Source organism: Bradyrhizobium commune (assembly GCF_015624505.1).
GTDB classification, from domain to species: domain Bacteria; phylum Pseudomonadota; class Alphaproteobacteria; order Rhizobiales; family Xanthobacteraceae; genus Bradyrhizobium; species Bradyrhizobium commune.
Genome location: NZ_CP061379.1, coordinates 5,062,675 through 5,082,951 on the forward strand (window position 1 = coordinate 5,062,675; position 20,277 = coordinate 5,082,951).

A 20,277-nucleotide genomic window follows, 5' to 3' on the forward strand; every position below is an offset into this window, starting at 1 on the left:
GCGGCCCCCAGAGGATAGCGGGCGGAAGGTGCTTTCATGAATCTGGCGCGGCTCATTCGGCGTCAACTCCTTTCGCTGTCCGGCGTCGGCCTCATGCTGGGCGCGCTGTTTTTCGCGGCCGCGCTGACGCCGACGCTGGTCCCGCGCAGCTATCTCACGCAAGGTGTCCTCACCGGCGGCTGCTTTGCGATCGGCTACCTCGCCGGTGTGCTGTGGCGCCGGCTGTGGCACTATCTCGAGCTGCCCGAGCCTTCAGCACGCGCGAGATCGATGGCGAATGCACTTGCCGCCGTCGTCTGCCTGCTCGTCGTCATCGTCTTCCTCTGGCGTACCGCCGAATGGCAGAACTCGATCCGCGCCGTGATGAAGATGGCGCCGGTCGAGACGGCGCATCCGTTCAAGGTCTGTGTCATCGCGCTAGTCTCGTTCGTCGTGCTGCTGGTGCTGGGGCGGCTGTTCGCTCTTGTCGCCCGCTTCCTCGCAACGCGCACACGGCGCGTCATTCCGCGGAAGGTCGCGAACGTCCTCGGCGTACTGGCTGCAGGCCTGCTGTTCTGGTCGATCGCCAGCAATGTCCTGATCCGCACGGCGTTCAACGCGCTCGACTCCTCCTTCCGCGAGCTCGATGTTCTGCTCGAGCCCGAGCGGCCGCAGCCGACCGCGTCCGACCGGACGGGAAGCCAGGCGTCGCTGGTGAAGTGGAAAGAGCTCGGGCGCATGGGCCGCCGCTTCATTGCCTCAGGCCCGACCGCAGCCGAGATCGGCGCCGTCACAGGACGGCCCGCCCGCGACCCCGTGCGGGTCTATGTGGGCCTCGCCAGCCGCGACACGGCGCAGGCGCGCGCCCGGCTTGCGCTCGACGAGCTCAAGCGCCAGCACGGTTTTGACCGCAAAGTCCTGATCGTGATCACACCGACCGGCACCGGCTGGATCGATCCGTCCGCGATGGATACGGTCGAATATCTCCACCATGGCGACGTCGCGAGCGTCGCGATGCAGTATTCCTATCTCAACAGCCCGCTGTCGCTGCTGTTTCAGCCCGAATACGGCGCAGAGGCGGCGCGCGCGTTGTTTGCGGAGATCTACGGCTACTGGACGACGCTGCCGAACGACAGACGGCCAAAACTGTATTTGCACGGGCTCAGTCTCGGCGCGCTGAACTCGGAAAAATCCGCCGAGCTGTTCGAGACGATCGGCGATCCAATCGCCGGCGCGCTGTGGAGCGGGCCGCCGTTCGAGAGCCGCAACTGGCGCTCGATCACCGCGAACCGCAATCCGGGATCGCCGGCCTGGCTTCCCGAATTCCGCGACGGCCGCTTCGTGCGCTTCATGAACCAGAACGGGCCGACGGTATCTCCAGATGCGCCCTGGGGCCCAATGCGCGTCGTCTATCTGCAATATGCCAGCGACGCGATCACCTTCTTCGCCTATCGCGACGCCTATCAGGCCCCGGCCTGGATGACGGCGCCACGCGGGCCGGACGTGTCGCCGGAGCTGCGATGGTATCCCGTCGTCACGATGCTGCAGCTCGCGCTCGACATGGCGGTTGCGACCAATACGCCGATGGGCTTTGGCCATGTCTACGCGCCCGAGCACTATGTCGATGGCTGGGTCGCGGTGACCGATGTCCATGACTGGTCTGCCGAGGCGCTAGCGCGACTCAGGGAGCAGCTTGCGACGAAGGCGCGGAAGGCGAACACAGGCGATGCCGACGACGATCCAGACCGCGGCGGCTAGCGGTCGCTACTCCGCCATCTCGACCGGCTGCGTGACGGACGGACCGGCCAGCGGCCGTTCCTCCATCATGATCAGGCAGAGCGAGGCGGTGGTCATCAACGCGGTGGCGGCGCCAAAGACGTAGCGGAACGCATGCCGCATATCTTCGACCGGGATCGCCGGGATGGCGCCGGCAGCATGATGTTCACCGGCGAGCGGAATGTCGGCACCGAGCGCGATCAGCAGGATCGCGGCAAACGCTGCGACCATGAACGAAGACATCAGCGAGCGGAAGAAGTTCATCGCCCCGGTGATGGTGCCGACCTGCGGACGCGCGACCGAGTTCTGGAGCGAGACCACGCAGACCGGGAAGGTCGTGCCGAGGCCGAGCGCGAACGCGGCCATCAGCGTCAACAGCCCCCATAGCGGCAAGGCCGTCAGCGTGAGGCCGAGCGCGCAGATCGCGGCCCAGGATGTGCCGACAATGGCGACGCGCTTGTAATGCTTGGCGCGCGCCATGGTGCGGCCGGCGATGGCCGCACCTATGGTCGAGACCGCCGCAAGCGGAATAAGCGCAAGCCCCGCCTCGCTGGCGGTGAGGTGGTAGACCGACTCATAGTAGAGCGGCAGCTGCACGGTAAGGCCGGTCATCGCTCCGAGCGCGCAGCCACCGGCGGTCAGCGCGAACGGCGCGACCGAGCCCGAGAGCAGCGGCAGCGGCAGGAACGGCTCGTCGGCGCGGCGCGCGTGCCATACGAAGGCAACGACGAGCGCGACGGCGGCGCCCACCATCGACAGCACGGTCGGCGACAGCCATTTGTAGCGCGTGCCGCCCCAGGTCAGCACCAGCATGAAGACGACGGCAGAGGCCATCAGCAGCACGCCGCCGAGCCAGTCGACCTTGCGCTTGCGGTGGAACACTGGGATCTTCTTCATCTTCGGCAACAGCAGCGCAAGTGCTGCGGCGGTGAGCGGAAGGTTGATCCAGAAGATCATCGACCAGTGCAGATGCTCGGCGAACACGCCGCCGATCACCGGGCCGAGAATGCCGCCGACCATCCACACACTGGAGAAATAGGCCTGGTACTGGCCGCGCTCGCGCGCGCTCACGACATCGGAGATCACGGTCTGCACCACCGGCATGATGCCGCCGCCGCCGAGGCCCTGAAGGCCGCGCGCGAGAATCAGCATCGGCATGCTCGGCGCGACCGCGCACAGCACCGAGCCCGCGACGAACAGGCTCAGCGAGACGATGATCATGACCTTGCGGCCATAGATGTCGCTCAGCGTCCCGAACACCGGCGCGACCGCGGTCGAGGCGAGCAGATAAGCGGTGATCACCCAGGACAGGTTCGAGACATCCTGGAACTGGCGTCCGATGGTCGGCAGCGCAGTGGCGACGATGGTCTGGTCGAGCGCGGCCAAAAACATCGTCAGCATCAGGCTGATCACGATGGTCCGCACCTCGTCCTTCGACAATGGCGCGGGCGGCGCGAGGGAGGGAGCGTCATCGACGCTCATGACCTCGCCCGGAAGGCGGGTCAATTCCTCGGCGATGTCATCGGGCAAAGTCTGGATATCGGCAGTTTGGCTGCTCTGCCGTGCGATCTTGTTCATTTCGGGCGTGTCAGACGTCGTCTTGGTTGCGGCGCAAAGCCGCGAAGGATTCGTTCTATAAACCCAATCTAGACAGCAAACTTCTTCTCAGGCAGGCACCGCGGCGCATGGGTGCATCCCGCCGCGGGGTCATCCCGAAGACGTGATCTGAGAGTGCGGGCGGATCAGTCCCGATCAGTCCGTTTTCAATCCTTGGGACGGCGCTTCAGGCGTGCCCGCTTCGGCAGCTGCCCCGGCCATTGCACGATGTGGTGCTCGAGCTCCTCGTCCGGGATGTCCCGCTCGCTGCCCTCGACCCGGCCGCGTACGGAGACGCCGGCCTCGTGCACGGTGTTGGGATCGCCGGAGACCAAGGGATGCCACCAATAGAGGTCTCTGCCCTCGGCGACGAGCTTGTAGCCGCAGCTCGGCGGCAGCCAGTTCAGGGTCCGGACATTGGCGGGCGTCAGGCGGACGCAGTCCGGAACCTTGTCGGAGCGATTCGGGTAGTCCTTGCAGGCGCAGCTCGCCCCATCGAGCAGCTTGCAGCCGACATGGGTGAAATAGATGTCGCCGGTATCCTCATCTTCGAGCTTGTTCAGACAGCAGCGGCCACAGCCGTCGCACAGGCTCTCCCATTCGGCGTCCGACATCTCTTCCAACGTCTTGGTTTTCCAGAAGAATCCATCCTGGTCTGAGGGGCGTTTGGGAGCTGCGGTCATGCGTTCGACACGTCTCGAAAGAGCTACGGCTGATGTCATCTACGGCGGGCCTGATGGCGCTGCAAGCAACGCCCTGACAAGGCCCGTAATGAACCGGGGTTCAATTAGGTCTGTTGTTCAAAATGGCGAGCCTGACCATTGGTTTATAGTCCCCACTCGGCTAGAAGAACAGCAAGTCCCCAACGGTCGCGCGCCGGGCGCCTTGGGTTTGCCGCAACATTCCCGCAAGACGTCTCGGTGCCGCCCCGGCCGGGTGCTTGAACGCTTTCGAACCGAGCCTCAAGGGTTCTAGGTGGTCCAGAACACACCATCCAACTGGAAGAGCCGCGTCCGGAATTTCTTTCTGGACCTCGACGCGCGCATCGACTCCTCGCTGTTCTCGTCGGCCAAGGGCATCCGCGAGCTCTACGAGCGCTACTCGACCTTCATGGATCGCTTCTATGTGGGGCGGTGGAAGCGCTGGGTGTTCATCGAGCCGCTGTCGGAGGCTGCGACCATCGGACTCGGCGGCCTGGTGCTGCTGCTGACGCTTGCGATCCCCGCCTTCCGCGAGACCGCGGACGAGGACTGGCTGAAGAAGTCCGACCTCGCGGTGACCTTCCTCGACCGTTACGGCAATCCGATCGGCAGCCGCGGCATCAAGCACAACGACTCGATCCCGCTGGAAGATTTTCCGGACGTGCTGATCAAGGCGACGCTTGCGACCGAAGACCGCCGCTTCTACGACCATTTCGGCATCGACATCGCCGGCACCGCCCGCGCGCTCGTCACCAACGCGCAGGCCGGCGGCGTTCGCCAGGGCGGCTCCTCGATCACGCAACAGCTCGCGAAAAACCTGTTCCTGAGCAACGAGCGCACCATCGAGCGCAAGATCAACGAGGCCTTCCTCGCGGTCTGGCTGGAATGGCGTCTCACCAAGAACGAGATTTTAAAACTCTATCTCGACCGCGCCTATATGGGCGGCGGCACTTTTGGCGTCGACGGCGCGGCGCATTTCTACTTCAACAAATCCGCGCGCGACGTGACCTTGGCCGAAGCCGCCATGCTCGCCGGCCTGTTCAAGGCGCCGACCAAATACGCGCCGCACATCAACCTGCCCGCCGCGCGTGCCCGCGCCAACGTCGTGCTCGACAATCTCGTCGACGCCGGCTTCATGACCGAGGGCCAGGTGTTCGGCGCCCGCCGCAACCCGGCCTTCGCCGTCGACCGCCGCGACGAGGCTTCGCCGAACTATTATCTCGACTACGCCTTCGACGAGATGCGCAAGCTGGTCGACACCTTCCCGAAATCCTACACCGAGCGCGTCTTCGTGGTGCGGCTTGCGATCGACACCAATGTGCAGAAGGCCGCGGAAGACGCGATCGAGAACCAGCTGCGCCAGTTCGGCCGCGACTATCACGCCACCCAAGCCGCGACCGTCGTGTCCGATCTCGACGGCGGCATCCGCGCCATGGTCGGCGGCCGCGATTACGGCGCGAGCCAGTTCAACCGCGCGGTCGACGCCTATCGCCAGCCCGGCTCGTCGTTCAAGCCCTACGTCTACACCACCGCGCTCTTGAACGGTTTCACGCCGAACTCGGTCGTGGTCGACGGCCCGGTCTGCATCGGCAATTGGTGTCCGCAGAACTATGGCCATTCCTATTCCGGCGCGGTGACGCTGACGCAGGCGATCACGCGCTCGATCAACGTCGTGCCGGTCAAGCTGTCGATCGCGATCGGCCAGAAGGAGCAGCCGAAGGCGCCGAACCCGGCCAAGATCGGCCGCGCCAAGATCGTCGAGGTCGCGCGCCGCTTCGGCATCAAGGCTCCCCTGCCCGACACGCCGTCGCTGCCGATCGGCTCGGACGAAGTCACCGTGATCGAGCATGCGGTGGCCTATGCGACGTTCCCGAACCGCGGCAAATCGGTGACGCCGCATTCGGTGCTGGAGGTGCGCACCGGCGCCGGCGATCTGGTCTGGCGCTGGGACCGCGACGGACCGAAGCCGCGGCAGGCCATTCCTGCCAACATCGCCGCCGACATGGCCGGCATGATGAGCCACGTCGTCAGCGAAGGCACCGCGCGCCGCGCCGCGCTCGACGGCATTCCGACCGCGGGCAAGACCGGCACGACGAATGCTTATCGCGACGCCTGGTTCGTCGGCTACACCGGCAATTTCACCTGCGCGGTCTGGTACGGCAATGACGACTATTCGCCGACCAACCGCATGACCGGCGGCTCGCTGCCGGCGCAGACCTGGCACGACATCATGGTCGCGGCGCATCAGGGCGTCGAGGTGCGGGAGATCGCCGGCATCGGCATGGGCCAGAAGCTGCCACCTGAACGCGTTGCCAACGCGCAGGCCAATGCGGCACCGAAGGTGCTGGAGACCAAGCCCGGTCCGCCGCCCGTGCTGACCAAGCGCGGTGCCGACATTCTGGTGCGCGTCGAGAAGCTGCTTGATGACGCCGCCAAGACCGCGACCAAGTCGGCCACCGACGACACGACGAAGCCGGCCAAGCCGGCCTCGGCGTCGAGCGCGCTCGCCTTCCCGCAGAACTACGCGGCGGAAGACAACGCGAACGCATCCACCCCGCGCAAGAACTGACAAGACCCGTGCGGCTGATCCTGATCACATTGACGGCTCTGTTGCTCGCGGGCGTGGTCGGCGTCGGCGCGACCTGGATGACGACGACGCGCGGCACCGAGATCGGCGCGCTGACCATCGGCCCCTGGACGGCGCGCCCGCGCACCGGCACCGCCGACGTCGATCCCTATTCGCGCGCCACCATCGTGCGCAACGGCGAGCTGCCGATCGGCACCGGCGACGGCGTCGCCTTCACCGCGACCGCCGACGACAAGAAGAAGGCGCTCGACGGCCGCTGCGACGTGGTGGTCTCCGGCGTGACGCCGCCGGCGCGGTTCTGGACGCTGACGCTCTACGACCGCAAGGGCCATCTCGTCGCCAACTCGCTGCAACGCTACGGCTTCACCAGCCAGGAGATCATCCGCCAGTCCGACGGCACGTTCGAGATCCGCATCGCATCGCGCTCGCGCGCCGGCAACTGGCTGCCGACCGGCGGCATCGAGCGCTACGCGCTGATGCTGCGGCTCTACGACACCCCTGTCGGCGTTGCGACGCGCACCCAGCGCGACGCGCCGATGCCCACGATCTCGACGGTGGGCTGCTCATGATCCGGCTCGCATTCACGATTCTGGCCGGTGTGGTGCTCGGCCTCGTGGTCCATCTCGTCAGCGTGCTGGCACTGCCGCGGATCGCGACGCAGGACGCCTATTCGCGGCTGACGCCGATGACCAAGCTCAACGGCGTCACGCAGCTTCCGCTGGCCGATCCCAACACCTCGCCGATGCCGTTCATGGACCCGGCCTTTGCGCTCGCGATCTGCCGCTATGATCTTTCCGGAGGGCCGCTGAAACTCAAGGTCCCGGTGAGCCAGGCCTACACCTCGCTGTCCTTTTACACCCGCAACGAGATCGCCTATTACGCCATCAACGACCGCTCGGCCGGCAAGAAGGTGATCGAGCTCGACCTCATGACCGAAGCGCAGCACAACGAGCTGCCCGAGGACGAAGAGGTCACCGCCGCCGACCGCCTGATCATCGATTCCCCGACCCAGACCGGCCTGGTCGTGATGAAGGCGCTGGCCGCCGAGCCCGGCCTGATGCCGCAGGCGCAGGCCTCGCTCGCGGCCGCGACCTGTGCGCCGCAGACGGATGCACCGGCCAAGGCGGAAGCGCCGCGCGGGCGGCGGTGACACGCGGCGGTTTCCGGCAGCTCAAGACAAAAACTGAAAAACAACCCCATGCACAGTAGCTGGGGTGTTGAAACCGTTGGACTAATTTAACGCTCACCCTGATCGCTTGCGCATTGCCTGTGAAGAACCGAGTCCACGGCAAAATTTCTGTTTTATCGAAATAGACTTGACTCGTCGGGCAAAACACTGGCAGAATGGCATCGTCGAAAGTTCGTCACACCCGCGCGGAGCAATCCGTCGCGGGTTTTTTCATGTTGGAGCAAGAATGCCATGATCAAGGAACCATCGTCGTCCGCCGCGGTCATCAAGGCCGCTTTGCCAGCGAATTCAGAATTGGATTTGGAGGGCTGGCCTGGCTGGATTCGCGAAGCGCCTGCATTCGGGCGGACAACTCCGGCATCGCTTGATTGCGAGTGAAGGGAGCTCCAGAATACCAAATTGCGGATCGATAAACTCGAAGGGGAGCCCACATGCATTCAAGGATGGCGCCTTGGGCCTTTGTGCTCGCTGTTCCCGACATCAACCGAAGCTCTCAGTATTTTCACGACGTGCTTGGCTTCGAAATCGGTTGGGAGGATGCAACGGATTGGCGACTGGCCGAACGGGGCGGCGTGCGGATCATGTTGGGCCAGTGCCCGGCCGACATCCATCCGAGCGCGCTTGGTTCTCACAATTGGTTTGGCTATCTGGATGTCGATGATGTCGATGGTTTGCACGCAGAATTTGCGGCGCGAGGAGCGACCTGCTCTGTTCCCAAAGATACTCACTACGGAATGCGTGAGATCGTCGTAACCACAATAGACGGGCACAGGCTTGTGTGCGGCCAACCATTGAAAGGAGGTTGATCTCGACGGCCCGCGTCTGCCCTTAGCCGACTTCCGCAAGTCTCTTCCGTCAGAAACCACAGGCTGCGTAAGTCTTGCGAGCCAGACGGTAATGCGATCCGACTTCAACGAAGTCGACATCGAGGCACTGATTGCCCTCGCGGAAATCGCGGGCAAGCCCTTCACAATTGAGATATTCGATGTTGATCCGCCAGCGATGTTCCTGCGGGTTGTAGGTCGCAAAATCATGCTGCGCTGCGGCCGGCCCCTTGCAAAGCCCGGCGATGTATTGCCGGATCTCCGGAGGCAGATCGGAAATATGGTGCGCGTCCCAGGGGTCCTGCTTGTTCATAGAAGCAGCTTGAACGATCGATCCCTGACATAGCAGGAAAGCCAGCAGGCAGTGGCGCCAAAACATCGGAGCCTCCCTGAGGTCGTTTGATGAGGAGATTAGTCCCCTCACTGCCGGACTTCCAGCCGCTTGCGCTGCCGCCGTTGGCCCGCTCCCGGGGCAGAGTTGAGGCCAGCCCAGCACGTCCGCTTCTCGTTTTCCAAATGCTAGCGCGAGAAGCTGACTGGAGGCTGACGACCGACGCGGTGGAGTGTCGCAGATCGCGGATCGGGGCTCGCCTTTGATTCGTCGGGCAAAACACTGGCAGCATGGCATCGTCGAAAGTTCGTCACACCCGCGCGGAGCAATCCGCCACGGGTGTTTTCATGTTGGCGGCCGGAACGACGACTGAAGGCGGGCCAGCACCTTATTGTCATGGACTGTTCGGTGGGCCATGTTTCTTTTTCGCGGGACCGGATGGAGGAAGAGCTATGACCGAGAGCCGTCAAACCCATTGGCAAGACGTCTACAGCAGGAAGGGTGAAAGAGAGGTCAGCTGGTTTCAGGCAAGCCCGATTCTCTCGCTTGAGCTGATCGAAAAGCTTGGCGCGGTCACGGATTCGTCCGTCATCGACATCGGAGGGGGCGCCTCGCGACTTGTCGATCGCCTCGTCGATCGCGGTTGTCGTGATGTCACGGTGCTCGACCTCGCGGAGGCCGCGCTGCGGACCGCGAAGGGGCGCCTTGGCGCACGTGCCGACCGCGTTCATTGGATCGCGGCTGACGCGACGATCTGGGAGCCCGAGAGGGCCTACGACATCTGGCACGACCGTGCGGCATTCCATTTCCTGACAGAGGAGCGCGACCGCGCGGCATACATTGAGCGGCTCCAGCGGGGCGTGAAAACAGGAGGGCACGCCATCATCGCGACGTTTTCGCTCGACGGTCCTGAGAAATGCAGCGGCCTGCCGGTGATGCGATACGACTCGCAGAGCCTCGGGCTAACCTTCGGGCGAGCATTTGAGCTTGTCGATGCCCGACTCGATGTCCATTCCACGCCCTGGAAATCGGATCAATCGTTTCAATTCAGCGTGTTTCGCCGTTGTCGCTGAGCCGTTGCGGGCCTGACAGTGCTCGGGTGGCGTGAAACTGGACCGCAGGTTCTGCACGCCATGACTTTCGAGCTTGCGCCGGAGCCTCGTTTTCTCAGGAACGTCCCAGCTCATCAGCCGTTTGCCTGCGAAGGAGACTGAGGATGTCTAGAAACAAAACCGGTCACGGAATCCTGACTGACGACAAGGGGCAAGAACAGCCTGCCGACAAGGAACGCGCACAGGAGTCGGGTCATATGCCCAGGCAACCTGGCATACCCAAGCAACCTGACACGGACAAGGATGACGAGATGCAGCCGACCCGAGAGAAGAGCGGTTTCTAGTCAGGTTTGGTCGTGCCTATAGCGTTCGCGCACGATCTGTTCCGCCATCCGATCAGCGGCGCGATTTCGATAACGCCAAGTCAGGGTGCCGTAAATAAGCGCTGTCAGGAGGATCAGAGCGCCAACGAAGTAGACGGCTTCGAGTCCCATAGCTGCCTCCAAGGGGCCGCGCTTCCTATAAGGAGCGTCAGCGGATTTGATCGAGGTTCGCCAGCAAGTCCCGCAGCAGATCACGCGCAACCTCTTGCGGGGTTGGGCGTCTGAAAATGCTGAGGAATCGTTTAAGCATTCAGCTCGAACGAGAATCTTCACCCAGAGTTCCTATCGCGTCATTCACGCCGACTGCATGAGGAACAATGTAAGCGCCCGGAGCATTCAATAGTGTTTCGGGTCAACTTACGGGATAGCCTGGTGACGGTCGCCCACAATCCGCCGCGGATCGCGAAGGCAAACGGTATCGACATCTGTTACGACACCTTCGGCGATGCTCAGTCCGAGCCGCTGGTGCTGATCATGGGCCTTGCAGGCCAGATGGTCCAATGGGACGACGCCTTTTGTGTGCGGCTTGCCGCGCGCGGATTTCGCGTCGTCCGATTTGACAACCGCGACAGCGGCAAATCTTCCAAACTTCCGGGCAAACGGCTGACGTGGTGGGAAGCGCTCAAGGCCCTTGTCCTGCACATGCCGCCGGCTGCCTCGTATACATTGCGAGACATGGCACGCGATACCATCGCGCTGATGGACGTGCTCGGCATTCGATCGGCTCATATCGTTGGTGCGTCCATGGGCGGCATGATTGCCCAGGAGATTGCGATTGCGTTCCCAAAACGGGTTCGGTCGCTGATTTCAATCTCGTCAACCACAGGCAATCCCGATTTGCCGCAGCCGAGTGCCAAGGCCATTGCCTTGCTGAGTGACCCGCAACCCACGGACCGCGAGAAATTCATCGCGCGCTTCAAGCGGATGTGGAAAGTGCTCCGGGCCGGCCGCTTCCCCGAAGATGAAGCTCTCGATCGTTCCCGCGCCGAACTTGTGTATGATCGGGGTGTCAATCCGGTCGGCGTCGACAGGCAGATCCGGGCCGTCCTCGCATCGGGCAGCCGCAAGGAGCTTCTGCGCACGGTCAAGGCTCCGACCCTGGTGATTCATGGCACCGCCGATCCTTTGGTTGACCCGAAGGCCGCTCAGGATACCGCAGCGTCAATTCCGGGGGCTAAACTGATGTTGGTTGCGGGCATGGGGCACGCGCTACCGATAAGGATGTGGCCGCAAATCATCGACGCCATCGACAAGCATGCGCACCAGGCGAGTGCGATCGCAGCGCGAGTCGCGTGAAATTCATATTTCCGCGGCGCTCTGCGCTTCCGTCAGCCTGGTCAAGTGGACGGGCGGTTCGCCCTCAGCTGCCCAGCGCAGACTCGCCGATTTGGCGACCGGGTACACTGACGTGGACCTCATGCCCCTGGCGCAGCGCCAAGGATGCGGCGGCGACCGCCGACTCGAACGCCGCTTCCTTCGTGGCATATTTGCTTTTGACGTCGCCGTCATGCAGCACGCCCCACTCGTCATGCACCGGTACGATCGCGTATTGAGCAAGGCCCATTGTCCATCTCCTATCGCTGCGTGACCTGCGATTGCGCGGCGTTCACCCGCCACACCGTGTTGCCGCTGTCGTCGGCGATCAGCAGCGCGCCGGTCTTGTCGATGGCGACGCCGACCGGACGGCCGCGCGCCTGGCCGTTGCTGTTGAGGAAGCCGGTGACGACGTCCTGCGCTGGCCCGCTCGGCTTGCCGTCCGCAAAGGGTACGTAAACGACCTTGTAGCCGTTCAGCACCTGGCGATTCCAACTGCCGTGCTCACCGACAAAGGCGCCGCTGCGATAGGCGCCCGGCAGGCCGCTGCCGGCGGAGAAGGCGAGCCCGAGCGGCGCGACATGCGAGCTCAGGGCGTAATCGGGCACGATCGCCCTGGCGACGAGGTCCGGCCGCTGCGGCTTGACGCGGGGATCGACGTGCTGACCGTAATAGCTGTAGGGCCAGCCATAGAAGCCGCCGTCTTTCACTGACGTCATGTAGTCGGGCACGAGATCGGGGCCGAGTTCGTCGCGTTCGTTCACCACCGTCCACAACGCGCCGCTCTGCGGCTCGAAGCTGAGGCCGTTCGGATTGCGCAACCCGCTGGCAAAGATCCGCCAGCGGCCACTGGCGCGATCGACTTCGAGGATGTCGGCGCGATTGTGCTCGGCCTCCATCCCGTTCTCGGTGATGTTGCTGTTCGAGCCGACGCCGGCATACAGCTTCGAACCATCGGGGCTCGCAACCAGGCTCTTGGTCCAATGGTGGTCGATCGGGCCGCCCGGCAGCGGCGTGAGCACCGTGCCCGGCGCGGTGATCTTGGTGTCGCCCTCCGAGTAGGGATATCGCACGATCGCGTCGGTATTGGCGACGTAGAGATCGTTGCCGACGAGCGCGACACCGAACGGCGAGTTGAGATGGTCGAGGAAGACGCTTTGCGTATCCGGCACGCCGTCGCCATTGGTATCGCGCAGGAGCGTGATACGGTTGCTCTCACCGGTGTCGCCGCCGGAGGTCGCCCAGGACTCGATGAAGCCCATCACGATCTCCTTGGGGCGCTTGATCGCAGCAGCCTTCGGCGCCTTGGATTCCACCACCAGCACGTCGCCATTGGGAAGTACATACAGCGAGCGCGGATGCTGCAATCCGGTCGCGAAGGCCTTGGCCTGCAAGCCCTGCGCAACCGTCGGCGTCTCGTCCTTCTTCCAGCCGACGATGCGGGCGATGTGCATCGGCGGCAGCAGATATTGCTGGATGTCGGGCAATTTCGGATTGGCGCCGATCTGCGCCTTGGGATCGCCACTCCCGTCATCACAACCGGCGAGACATAATAGCGAAGAGCACAGCAGTGCGCGGGTCAGTTTGGACATCATCGCGCAACTCCCACACCGTGGCGGTAGACCAAAGCCCAGCCGAGCCAACCCGTAACCGGCAAGATCAGCACGGTGAGTGCGGAAAGAACGAGCCCTACCGGCCACACCGACGTCCAGGCGTCACGCGTATGGATCGCCGCATTGAAGATCGCCAGGATCAGCGCGACTGCATTGCCGATCAGATGCGGCCATGCCGGCGCTTGCATCCGCACCAGCCGGTTGCCCAGGAAATCAAACAGGCCCGCGATGGCCGCCAGCAGGCCGAAGAAGACGCCAGCGACTAGAAGCCAAGCGGAGAAATCAGCCCACATGATCTCGGCGGTGACGACATAGGCAATGTCGGTCAGTAATGCCCCGACGAAGCACGCGATCGGTATCGGCACCAACATCGGATGGATTGGATGGCCCGCAATCTCCGCGGTGGACGTCGGACGGACTGCCCCGGAAGAGACATTGCTCATTCACGTTTCTCCAAGGAACGATGCCGCCTCGCGTTGACGAGACGGCAACATTCACTCACTTCTCCGGATGACCGGTGCCCGGCTTCGTGGTCTTCGGCGCCTTGCCGTCTTCGACACGACCTTCATTGCGCAGATCGCGGCCTTCCTGGGCCTTGCGTTGACTTTCCGCGGACTTGCCGTGCTCGTTGATCTCTTCCTTGATATAGCCGGCGCCTTCCTTGATTTCACCCTTAACGCTCATATCGATCTCCCTCTGTTGCCTGTGTCACGATTGATCGTGTCACAAGGGCAATTCATCAGAGATCACCGCGTTCCTAACGACGGCTCGGCTGAACGATTGGGGAACCTCAAACGGGCGTGAACTCCCTTGTTGCGAAGAGCCGAGGAACGTTGCCGATCGGCTCTCACCGCATGAGCGGGCGCAACATCATGCCGATCTGTGCGCTGTCCCGTCGGCCTGCGCTAAAGCCTCGCCTGCGCGACCCGCTCGCGCAGGCGCGGAACGACGAAGTCGACGAAGGCGCGGAGCTTGAGCGGCAGGCGGCTTTGCGTATCGTAGACGAGATGCACCGGACGAAGCTGCGGCTCGAACGCTTCGAGCACCACGGCAAGACGTCCGGCGCGGACATGCCCGGCGATCTGATACGACACCGCGCGAACCAGGCCCGCGCCCGCGAGCGCGGCATCGATGGCCGCGTCGATCGTGTTGACGCTCAAGCGCGACCGGAACGAGACGGTTTTCTCGGCGCCATCGCGCTCGAATGTCCACGTGCTCAGGGCAGACACGCTCTGGAACGAGACCAGGCGATGCATTTCGAGGTCAGCGAGCGTCACGGGAATTCCGCTGGCGGCGAGATAGTCCGGGCTGGCGCAGATGACGTGCCGGACCTCTCCGACGCGCGTCGCGATCAGATTGCTGTCCGGCAGCGGGCCGAGGCGCAAGGCGACGTCGACCTGGTCTTCGAGGAAATGCGCGATGCGGTCGGTCAGGACAAGACCAACGGATACTTCGGGAAAGGCCTCCAGGAAGCGCGTGACGATCGGCAGCACATGCATCCTGCCGAACATGATGGGTGCGGTGACGACGAGGTCGCCCTTCGGCTCGCTGTATTCGCCGGATGCCATGCGCTCGGCCTCGGACAGTTGCTCGAGGATCGATTTTGCTGAGGTGACGTAGGACCGCCCGGCCGGCGTCAGCTCCAGGCCCTTGGCCGAGCGGATCAGCAGCGTCGCCTTCAGATGCGCTTCCAGCTCTGCGACCTTCCGGCTGACGGTTGCCAGCGGGAGCCGCAGCTCGCGGCTCGCCTTGGACAGGCTGCCGCTCTCCACCGCCGCGAGCAGCACGGTCATGGCCTCCAGCCGATCCATAAGGCCTTCCATAAGACGAGAGGGCTCCTCTCGGTCTTAGCAACTTCCGGGCAACGCTGGAAGGCCCCAAAACAGACGCGACGGCAGAACGGCAACGCATCGCCGACGGGCCGATCGCCAAAAAGGGAAGCCCCATGACCCATCAAACCTATCACCGCACGGCCACCGTGAACGGCCGCAAGGTGTTTTACCGCGAGGCCGGCGATCCCGCCGCCCAGACCATCCTGCTGCTCCACGGCCTGCCGACCTCCAGCCAGATGTTCCGTGAGCTGATGCCGGCCCTAGCCGACCGCTTCCACCTCATCGCGCCCGACTACATCGGCTTCGGCCATTCGGACGCGCCGTCTCGCGAGGAGTTCACCTACACGTTCGATAACCTCACGGCGCACATCGCAGGCCTCGTCGATGTGCTCGGTCTGACCTCCTGCATCCTCTACATGCAGGACTATGGCGGGCCGGTCGGCTTCCGCCTGTTCGCGCAGCGCCCCGATCTCGTGAAGGGCTTCATCATCCAGAATGCCAATGCCTATCTGGACGGCGTCGGCGATGCTCCCAAGAAGGTCCTGCTGCCGCTGTGGGAGAACCGCAACGCCGGAACGGAGAAGCCGGCGCGCGACTTCGTCGGCATCGAGGGGACCAAATTCCATTGGCTCGTGGGCGCGAAGAATCCCGAAGCCATCAATCCGGACAACTGGATCCTCGACCAGGCGCTGCTCGATCGCCCCGGCACGCAGGATTACCAGGTCGATTTGCTCGAGAACTACAAGACCAACATCGCGCTCTATCCGGACTGGCAGGCCGCGTTCCGCAAGCACCAGCCGAAGACGTTGATCATCTGGGGCAAGCACGATCCGTTCTTCATCCCGCCGGGCGCCCGCGCCTACCTCAACGATCTCCCGGACGCAAAACTGGTGTGGCTCGATAGCGGGCATTTCGTGCTCGACGAAAATGTTGCGCAGGTCGCCTGCGAGATCAAGGCGCGGTTCGCGCCCGGTAGCGACGCCAAGACCGCTGTCGCCTGAGCGGCACAAGCAATCCAGACCGCAGATCAAGGACAACCACGATGGACCGTCGCCTTCTCGTCCTCTCCATAGGCATGTTCGCGCTCGGCACCGACAGTTTTGTCGTCGCCGGCGTGCTGCCCGAAATCGCCCGCTATTTCGATGTCAGCGTCGGCGCGGCCGGGCAGATGACAACGATCTACTCCGTCACATTCGCATTGCTGTCGCCGACCATTGCCGCGGTCGCGGCCGGCGTCTCACGCAAGACCATGCTGATCGCTGGCGCTGCGATGTTCGTGCTCGCGAACCTTGCGACGGCGATCTCTCCGACCTTCACCATCGCGCTGCTGACGCGGGCGCTCGCCGGCATCGGCGCCGCGATGTTCTCGCCGACCGCCACCGGCTCCGCGGCCATGCTGGTGCCGCCGGAGCGGCGCGGCTACGCGCTCTCCATCGTCGTCGCCGGCCTGACGCTGTCGACGGCACTGGGATCGCCCGCCGGCGCTGTGATCGGCGGTCTTGGTGACTGGCGCTACACGATGCTGTTCGTCGCGGCGCTCGGCACCGCCGCCGGCCTCGGTGTCTGGGCGTTCCTGACCGAGGTGCCGCTGCCGCCGGCGGTCTCGCTGTCGAAGCGCCTCGCGCCGCTGGCCGACTCCCGGATCCTGCTGACGCTTGCGACGACCTTGATCAATCTCAGCGGCATCTTCACGGTTTACACCTATTTCGCGGTCGCCTTCGACCGCGCGATCGGCAATGACGCGCTCGTGCTTGGCGGCCTCCTCGTGCTCTGGGGCGCGGGCGGCACGGTCGCAAACCTCGTCTTCGGCCGGCTCATCGACCGCATCGGCTCGCGCATGGTGATCCTGTCGACGCTCGGCGTGCTCGCCATCGTCAGCGCCTCGATGCCGTGGACCAGCGCCAGCCTGTGGACCGCCGTGCCCGTCGTCTTCATCTGGGGCGCCGCCGGTTGGGGCCTGCTGGTGCCGCAGCAATATCGCCTCGTCGCGCTGGCGCCGTCGATCGCCCCGGTGCTGCTGGGACTCAATACCGCCGGCTCGTTCTTCGGCATGTCGGCGGCGGGCCTGATCGGCGCTGTGGCCATTCCCCTCGTCGGCGCTCATTATCTCGGCTTTGTCGGCGCGGGCCTCGCAGTGTTGGCCTTCATCATCGCCGAACTCGCGACCATGCGCATCGCCGCCGCCGAGAAGAGCCGGAGCACGATCTGTAGCGTGCCGGCTTAGCTGCAAGAACAAGCTTGAGCCGACGCGGACCGGCACGCCGAAATTCTTTTGCGGTGCCGGCAAATTTCAAGGAACTTGGCCGCCCGCGAGGAGTCGAATCCTTTGCTCTCGGCCCCCACCCCAAGCCCCCCAAGCCCCCAGGGGCCGGGAGAAAACCTTCCCACAAGGTTGGCGACCTCGACGGCTATGATGCGCCGGGGTCGTTTGCGCGAGGCGTTTCTGCATTGATCGGAACAAGGACGGCGGCGAATTCGTTGATGCATCATGATCACGCCCGACCAGCTTCCCATCGTCAACGCCTCGCTCGATATCGCCTATGACTATCTCGAGCAGTCCGGACAAGTCGAAAGCCGGGAAACGGCGAGGCGCCTGATCATCGAGAGCATCGCGACACAGCTGCGCACCGGCGAGCGCCGCCCCCTGATGCTGGCGAACCGCGCTGTCGAGAGCTATCAACGGACACGCACCGAGCATCGCTCCGCCGGTATCGCCCGGACGGCGCTGCCGGAATTCTCGTTCCCGTAGTACTGGCGTCCCCACCTAGAATTTCAGGGTCGTTCGCAAGCCGAATACCGCGGCATTTCGCAGCGCCTTTCCGGGCAGTGAACCAGCGGGCAAAGTGGCGCCGCCGCCGGGGTTGACGATGTACTGAAAGTTCGGCTGCACGGTCCAGCCGTCCTTGACCTGATACTGGTACACGGCCGTGAGAAGCCCCTCAAAACTGCGTACCGGCCATTGCGGACCAACCAGGCTGCGGTAATCACTGTCCAGCGCCTGCGCATGCTTCGAGACATGGGCATAGCCGGCCGCGATGCCGAACTTGTCATCCGGACGCGCGTCGCTGAGCCCGATCAGCTCGAGGCCGCCGTCGGCGTAGAGATCGATCAGGTTGCGGTCGGCCGGCGCCCCCGACACGCGCGCGAAAATGCCAACGCCGCGATCGTCGCTGTGAGGCACACGATAGACCTGTTGCTCGAAGACCGCCCATCCGCCGATGTCGCCCGAGAGAAGCAGAGGCTCACCGCTGCTCGTTGGCGCGGCGAGCGAAACGCCGTTCGAGGCAAGGCGCTGATCGGCGAAGGAGCCGAAATGGCGCCAGCCTCCTAACTTGATCTGCCCAGTGAGGTTGGGATCGCCCTTCTTGTTGTTCCAGGCATATTGGATTTGCCCGAGCAGCAGCGGCGGATCGTTGACACGGAAATTCACGCCATAGCGATCACGCTGCTGCGGGTCGCCGGGACCGGGACCGGCCTGATCGCCATCGAAGATGCCGCCGAGAGCGGACAATTGGCTGGTGACATTGACGAGCAGGCGCGCGCCCATGGCCGCCAAAGGCGGCGACGGACCGCCGCTCGGCAGGTCGAGCGAGGTGATGGCCGGCCATCCCATCGAGGAGTTGGTGAAAACGTCAGTATATTTGGTGTTGAAGAACTCGCTGTCGGCCGCGAGTTGTCCGAGCTTGAGCGAGACTTTCTTGTCGCCCCACTGCTTCTCGAAATAGGCTTCGTAGAGCCGGGTCGAAGGCAGAGCTTCGATCCCGCTGGCGACGAAGAAATTCTGCAGATTGGAGCGCGAGAGACCGTCGCCGTGGATCTGGAACATGTTGGCGTGAAAGGTGAGCTTGTCGAGACCGGCAAGCTTGTCGAGATCGACGTCGAGCGCAAGGTTGAGCCTGCCCTCATAGACCGCGCCCTGCTTCAGACCGCCGGTGGGATTGCCGAGAGCCTCGCCGATATAGGTTGCCGCGAACTTCACGCCGTACGTCTGCCAGGGATTGGGTAGCAGTCCCAGCGTCTTTTCCTCGACCGTGCTCTCGCCCGTATCGGGATCGGCCGGCTTGTCGTCGTCGGTCTTCTTGTCCTCTTGGGCGAAGGACTGGGCTGCCGCTGTCAGGTACGCACCAAGCGTCAGGGCGCGCACGACATGTCTGATTGCTTGGGCGCTCACGATCACCTCCCGGGCAATCAGTGACGCATGTTGGCACCCGACAATCAACCAAGTTGATGAGTCGGCGCTGTGTGCACTTTTGAACTTTTCATAGTTCCGGACCCTTGCTCGGGAACCGATGGTGCGATGAGAGCAGCGAGCAAAGTCGCCCGACTTCGGTCAGCCCTTGGAAACGACCGCACGGCCGTAGGGACTCGCGACCGGCGGGTTGGCGGTTTGCGCTGCGAGCTCGCCGATCAGGCGGTCGGCATCGGCCGCCATGCCGTCGGGGGCCTGGATCACCAGCCGCTCCAGCGCCCAGCGATAGGACGAGACGCGCTGCTCGAGCGATTGCTGCACCCACTGGATGATCAGCGAGTTCTCCTGCATGCGCGCGACCGCGTCGGCCTTTTCCTGTGGCGAGAGCGCGGAGACGCGCGCCATGCTTGCTTCGCGCTTCTTGTCGAGATCGATGACGCGGATCGCGCTGGCGAAGAACGGCTCGAAGCGGGTGATGTCGTTGCGGACGTCCTCGATCAGCTGCGCGTAGCGCGAGGAATGCGAGCGATGCGGCTCGTCGATCAGCGTGCGGCCGTACATGGTGCGGTCGAACACGATCTTCTGCCGCCACGGCGACGGCAACGCCTTGTAGTCGCCGAACACGCTCTTCCAGGCGGGGCGCGACAGCGGCGGCTCGATGATGGGATAGGCGAGATCGCGGAGCTGGCGCTCCTCGTCGGTGAGCTGGAATTGCGAAGCCTTCAGGCCGAGGCTGCCGGTGACCTCGGTGCCGAGCCAGCGATGCATGTCGTCGCTGCGCATGCTCTCGCGGGTGCGGCCGAAATCGCCGCCGCTACAGGCGGCGAGCGTCGCACCCACAGCTGCGAGCAGGATGGCCGATACGACGGTGCGGATCTGGCGGATGGCTTCCGGCATTGCGATGTGCCGGA

Annotated in this window: 21 protein-coding genes; 10 read left to right on the plus strand and 11 right to left on the minus strand. The window is 63.9% G+C overall.

The features are described from left to right. Window positions 1–36: 36 nt before the first annotated feature. Window positions 37–1,737: an alpha/beta hydrolase gene (locus tag IC761_RS23945; RefSeq protein WP_195799083.1), complete on the plus strand. Its 1,701-nt coding sequence runs from the start codon at window positions 37–39 to the stop codon at window positions 1,735–1,737. 6 nt (window positions 1,738–1,743) lie between these two features. Here the strand turns inward: IC761_RS23945 and IC761_RS23950 are convergent, their stop codons facing one another. Further along, window positions 1,744–3,333, minus strand: a complete 1,590-nt coding sequence (locus IC761_RS23950) for an MDR family MFS transporter (RefSeq protein WP_195799084.1) — start codon at window positions 3,331–3,333, stop codon at window positions 1,744–1,746. A gap of 185 nt (window positions 3,334–3,518) precedes the next feature. Then, window positions 3,519–4,034: a YcgN family cysteine cluster protein gene (locus IC761_RS23955; RefSeq protein ID WP_195799085.1), complete on the minus strand. Its 516-nt coding sequence runs from the start codon at window positions 4,032–4,034 to the stop codon at window positions 3,519–3,521. 292 nt (window positions 4,035–4,326) lie between these two features. Here IC761_RS23955 and IC761_RS23960 point away from each other — a divergent pair, with 292 nt between their 5' ends. From IC761_RS23960 to IC761_RS23975, 4 genes are all read left to right on the plus strand, one after another. Continuing rightward, entirely contained in the window at window positions 4,327–6,621 is a 2,295-nt protein-coding gene (locus IC761_RS23960; RefSeq protein WP_195799086.1) for a transglycosylase domain-containing protein, read from the plus strand. An 8-nt stretch (window positions 6,622–6,629) separates the two neighbouring features. Continuing rightward, window positions 6,630–7,208: a DUF1214 domain-containing protein gene (locus tag IC761_RS23965; RefSeq protein ID WP_195799088.1), complete on the plus strand. Its 579-nt coding sequence runs from the start codon at window positions 6,630–6,632 to the stop codon at window positions 7,206–7,208. Further along, the gene (locus IC761_RS23970) at window positions 7,205–7,789 is read left to right on the plus strand and encodes a DUF1254 domain-containing protein (RefSeq protein WP_195799089.1); all 585 of its coding nucleotides are present in this window, start codon (window positions 7,205–7,207) and stop codon (window positions 7,787–7,789) included. The genes IC761_RS23965 and IC761_RS23970 overlap by 4 nt, the downstream gene beginning before the upstream one ends. A 470-nt stretch (window positions 7,790–8,259) precedes the next feature. Then, complete coding sequence (locus IC761_RS23975; protein ID WP_195799090.1) at window positions 8,260–8,634, plus strand: VOC family protein; 375 nt, start codon at window positions 8,260–8,262, stop codon at window positions 8,632–8,634. A 49-nt stretch (window positions 8,635–8,683) separates the two neighbouring features. On the opposite strand, the gene IC761_RS23980 is transcribed toward IC761_RS23975, so the two are convergent. Next, a complete protein-coding gene (locus IC761_RS23980; RefSeq protein WP_195799092.1) occupies window positions 8,684–9,031 on the minus strand; it encodes a hypothetical protein in 348 nt (115 codons plus the stop codon). Between the two features lie 404 nt (window positions 9,032–9,435). Between IC761_RS23980 and IC761_RS23985 the strand changes: the two genes are divergently transcribed. Continuing rightward, complete coding sequence (locus IC761_RS23985; RefSeq protein ID WP_195799093.1) at window positions 9,436–10,056, plus strand: class I SAM-dependent methyltransferase; 621 nt, start codon at window positions 9,436–9,438, stop codon at window positions 10,054–10,056. Window positions 10,057–10,379: 323 nt separating this feature from the next. Here IC761_RS23985 and IC761_RS23990 read toward each other — a convergent pair whose 3' ends face one another. Further along, a complete protein-coding gene (locus IC761_RS23990; RefSeq protein WP_195799094.1) occupies window positions 10,380–10,529 on the minus strand; it encodes a hypothetical protein in 150 nt (49 codons plus the stop codon). 258 nt (window positions 10,530–10,787) lie between these two features. Between IC761_RS23990 and IC761_RS23995 the strand changes: the two genes are divergently transcribed. After that, entirely contained in the window at window positions 10,788–11,714 is a 927-nt protein-coding gene (locus IC761_RS23995) for an alpha/beta fold hydrolase (protein WP_195804759.1), read from the plus strand. Window positions 11,715–11,778: 64 nt separating this feature from the next. Here IC761_RS23995 and IC761_RS24000 read toward each other — a convergent pair whose 3' ends face one another. The 5 genes from IC761_RS24000 to IC761_RS24020 form a co-directional block, all read right to left on the minus strand. Next, window positions 11,779–11,982: a hypothetical protein gene (locus IC761_RS24000; protein WP_195799096.1), complete on the minus strand. Its 204-nt coding sequence runs from the start codon at window positions 11,980–11,982 to the stop codon at window positions 11,779–11,781. A 10-nt stretch (window positions 11,983–11,992) separates the two neighbouring features. Then, the gene (locus IC761_RS24005; protein ID WP_195799097.1) at window positions 11,993–13,327 is read right to left on the minus strand and encodes a PQQ-dependent sugar dehydrogenase; all 1,335 of its coding nucleotides are present in this window, start codon (window positions 13,325–13,327) and stop codon (window positions 11,993–11,995) included. Then, entirely contained in the window at window positions 13,324–13,788 is a 465-nt protein-coding gene (locus tag IC761_RS24010; protein WP_195799098.1) for a DUF2231 domain-containing protein, read from the minus strand. Before IC761_RS24010 ends, IC761_RS24005 begins: the two co-directional genes overlap by 4 nt. 55 nt (window positions 13,789–13,843) lie before the next feature. Continuing rightward, complete coding sequence (locus IC761_RS24015) at window positions 13,844–14,029, minus strand: hypothetical protein (RefSeq protein WP_195799099.1); 186 nt, start codon at window positions 14,027–14,029, stop codon at window positions 13,844–13,846. Window positions 14,030–14,250: 221 nt separating this feature from the next. Then, on the minus strand, window positions 14,251–15,156 hold the full coding sequence (locus IC761_RS24020; protein ID WP_195799101.1) for a LysR family transcriptional regulator: 906 nt from the start codon (window positions 15,154–15,156) through the stop codon (window positions 14,251–14,253). A 134-nt stretch (window positions 15,157–15,290) separates the two neighbouring features. On the opposite strand from IC761_RS24020, the gene IC761_RS24025 reads away from it, so the two are divergent. The 3 genes from IC761_RS24025 to IC761_RS24035 all read left to right on the plus strand — a co-directional run bounded on the left by IC761_RS24025 (window position 15,291) and on the right by IC761_RS24035 (window position 17,926). Continuing rightward, window positions 15,291–16,178, plus strand: a complete 888-nt coding sequence (locus IC761_RS24025) for an alpha/beta fold hydrolase (protein WP_195799102.1) — start codon at window positions 15,291–15,293, stop codon at window positions 16,176–16,178. 41 nt (window positions 16,179–16,219) lie between these two features. Continuing rightward, window positions 16,220–17,401, plus strand: a complete 1,182-nt coding sequence (locus IC761_RS24030) for an MFS transporter (RefSeq protein ID WP_195799103.1) — start codon at window positions 16,220–16,222, stop codon at window positions 17,399–17,401. Window positions 17,402–17,665: 264 nt separating this feature from the next. After that, window positions 17,666–17,926 carry a hypothetical protein gene (locus IC761_RS24035; RefSeq protein WP_195799104.1) on the plus strand — a complete coding sequence of 87 codons (261 nt, stop codon included), beginning with the start codon at window positions 17,666–17,668 and terminating at the stop codon, window positions 17,924–17,926. Between the two features lie 15 nt (window positions 17,927–17,941). Here IC761_RS24035 and IC761_RS24040 read toward each other — a convergent pair whose 3' ends face one another. Together IC761_RS24040 and IC761_RS24045 are read right to left on the minus strand one after the other, a co-directional pair. Continuing rightward, a complete protein-coding gene (locus IC761_RS24040) occupies window positions 17,942–19,348 on the minus strand; it encodes a carbohydrate porin (RefSeq protein WP_246791309.1) in 1,407 nt (468 codons plus the stop codon). A 159-nt stretch (window positions 19,349–19,507) separates the two neighbouring features. Continuing rightward, the gene (locus IC761_RS24045; RefSeq protein ID WP_195799106.1) at window positions 19,508–20,263 is read right to left on the minus strand and encodes a hypothetical protein; all 756 of its coding nucleotides are present in this window, start codon (window positions 20,261–20,263) and stop codon (window positions 19,508–19,510) included. Window positions 20,264–20,277: the final 14 nt, after the last annotated feature.